The following is a 2,400-nucleotide window of genomic DNA, read 5'->3' on the forward strand; positions in this document are numbered from 1 at the left end:
GCAGGTCACACCTCGGTTAGAGACCGGACCCTTACACAGCTAATGAAACACCCTCCGACGATGTTGAAGGCATACAGCAGGAACGCGACCAGACTGGACACGGCAAGCTCGCCGAGCGCGACGCGTCCCGCGCCGAGGCCGAGGATGACGATGATCGCCAGCTGCATCCCGCCGCCCGCGACCGTCCACGCCAGTGCCGAGAACCAGACCGAACGGATAGCGTGCCGGGCAGACTCTTCGGCTTTCGTGTTCACGCGTGCGATCTCGCGGTGCTCAGCGCGGCTGGACTTCACCGTACGCAGGGCTCGCACCCCGCCCTCCAATGTCGCACCAAGCTCTCCGATGGCATCCTGGGCACGCTTGTCGGCTCTACCGATCTGCGGGACGAGCACACCGAACAAAGCGCCGACCACGACCAGCGCGAGGAGCGTGGTCAACAGGAGAGGCCAATCGAGGAGCGCCATCAACACGATGGTTCCGACCAATGACACCAGGCCGTTGATGAGTTGCACGAGACTGTTCGTCGTCGCCTCTCGCAAGAGCAGCGTGTCGCTGGTCACGCGGGTGACGAGTTCGCCGGTGCGGAAGCGCTGAATCTGTTCCAGCTTCGCAAGGAAGAACCGGCTGACCAGGCCACGGCGAGCATCCAGCACAATACGTTCCGAGAGCCTGCCCAGCAGCACGCTCTGCGCAAGATTCGCGATGATCCCGACGATCAAGATCAGTACCAGCACCGAGACTGGTCCGGCAAGATCGAGATCAGTGCCGAGCGAGTCGAGCACCCACTTGGTTACCATCGGTGTCGCAAGCGTGATCGCCGTCGCGAACAACCCCAGTAGCACGCCGATGATGAGGGTTCGCAGATGCGGACGCGAGTACGACCACAACAGCGCGATACCTTCTCGGAACGGGACCGCAGGGCTGCCCGACTTTGTGTCGTCGATATCGTCAATCGGAGATTCAGAGGCGTTCATCATGTCTTTCGTGATCGTCTTCGGTGCGCGTTATCGGAAAGCCCGGCTGATGGCGCTGCCGGTCTGGAACAGGCGAAGCCAGACCATGAGTTTCTGCATCGGGCGCAACGGCACGCCGACAAGACGCCGCCATCCCGTGTGCCTGGTCCATGAGGTGGTGATGGTGACCTGCGTGCCACCGGTCGTCGGTGCAAGCGTGAACTCGTTAAGGATCGGGCGGCTCTGCGGTGCATCGGGATAGACGAACCTCCACGCCACCCGGTGAGGGCATTCTGCGGTGACAAGTTCGATCAAGCGACGACGGAAAGGCGGCCTGATCTTCACAGGCTTCCCGTCAGGGCGCGCCTCGGGTGCTCGGCCCTCCCAGACAGACCCGGGGCGTACTTCTCGGGTGGCGCTTTCGATCTGGCCAACGCTGACCTCCCACTCGGGCACGCGCACAGGGTCGGCAAGGAAGTCCCACACCTCGTCGGCTGACGCGGGAACGAACGTCTCCTGAGAACCGGAAGCCCGGCTCTTCGACAGGCTCGGCTCAGATACTGCCGCCACACCATCCGCAACACTCCGGTCGAGGCGTTCCAAGACTTCCTGTGGTGTGGCATCCAGCCGGTGCAAAATGTCCGCGATCAGACCGCTCGGCTCGGCGACGAGTTCCCGGAGCACTGCCGCCGCACTGCCGTCCCGGCTCTTCCCGCCTGCACGCCCGATCAGGTCAGCGGCGCGCTGCTTCAACTCGTACCCGTCAGTCTCGTGGAACACGATCCGTCCAGGATCGGGCAGCGTCGCCCGTACGCCCAGGGACGCCAGCTGCGCGTCATGCTGCTCGCGCACGGCCCGGCGCGCATCGTCGATGCCGATCCCCATCTCCCGGAGCACACGGCCCGCGACCTGGTCCGACAGCACGAGCGCGAGGAAGAGGTGCTCGATGTCCGCCTCCCGGAGCCCCTGCCGCGACGCCTCCTCCAACGCCGTCAAAGACAGCACCTGACTCGTCTGTGCGGCCTGAACGAACTTACTCATGACTTCCTCCTGGCCATAGGGATCGAGGGATCGACCCTCTTGGAATGTTTCTTGTGCGCGGCCTGACGGCTCACCCCGAGCGCATCGGCGATCTCTTGCCACGTCATCCCCGCCCGCAGCGCTGCCTCGACTTGCCGCAACTCCAGCGTGTCCGTAAGCACCCGCAACGACGCGACCGCTCGCAGCCCCGCTCTCGGGTCAGTGGTGTCCGCCGCGACCTCGGCGACCTGTGAAGACTCCATACTGTCAACCTACGTTGCACAAGCAAGTCTGTCAACCTGAGTTGCAAGACGTGGATGCAGGACATCGCCAGCACGGAAGAAGCGGTAACGCGGAACCGACCCATCCCTCGGGGCCTGCCCCTTGTTCGTGGACACGCTGATTCCAGCATTTGCTGGGGAAGCGA

Annotated in this window: 3 protein-coding genes; all 3 read right to left on the reverse strand. The window is 63.9% G+C overall.

Going from position 1 to position 2,400, the window contains the following annotated elements; all coding sequences use genetic code 11:
- Positions 1 to 5: 5 nt before the first annotated feature.
- The 3 genes from INT49_RS20715 to INT49_RS20725 are packed head-to-tail and all read right to left on the reverse strand — an operon-like array spanning position 6 to position 2,236.
- Positions 6 to 977 (reverse strand): ABC transporter ATP-binding protein, encoded by a 972-nt coding sequence (locus INT49_RS20715; protein WP_226851133.1) that lies wholly within the window; start codon positions 975 to 977, stop codon positions 6 to 8.
- 27 nt (positions 978 to 1,004) lie between these two features.
- Positions 1,005 to 1,994, reverse strand: a complete 990-nt coding sequence (locus INT49_RS20720) for an SRPBCC family protein (protein WP_067191771.1) — start codon at positions 1,992 to 1,994, stop codon at positions 1,005 to 1,007.
- The gene (locus tag INT49_RS20725; RefSeq protein WP_067191769.1) at positions 1,991 to 2,236 is read right to left on the reverse strand and encodes a hypothetical protein; all 246 of its coding nucleotides are present in this window, start codon (positions 2,234 to 2,236) and stop codon (positions 1,991 to 1,993) included. Before INT49_RS20725 ends, INT49_RS20720 begins: the two co-directional genes overlap by 4 nt.
- Between the last annotated feature and the right edge of the window lie 164 nt (positions 2,237 to 2,400).

This window comes from Brachybacterium tyrofermentans (genome assembly GCF_014897585.1).
Lineage (GTDB): Bacteria > Actinomycetota > Actinomycetes > Actinomycetales > Dermabacteraceae > Brachybacterium > Brachybacterium tyrofermentans.

Coding starts and splice junctions, on each gene's coding strand:
- INT49_RS20715 (WP_226851133.1), bottom strand. CDS start 977: ATGATGAACGCCTCTGAATCTCCGATTGACGATATCGACGACACAAAG.
- INT49_RS20720 (WP_067191771.1), bottom strand. CDS start 1,994: ATGAGTAAGTTCGTTCAGGCCGCACAGACGAGTCAGGTGCTGTCTTTG.
- INT49_RS20725 (WP_067191769.1), bottom strand. CDS start 2,236: ATGGAGTCTTCACAGGTCGCCGAGGTCGCGGCGGACACCACTGACCCG.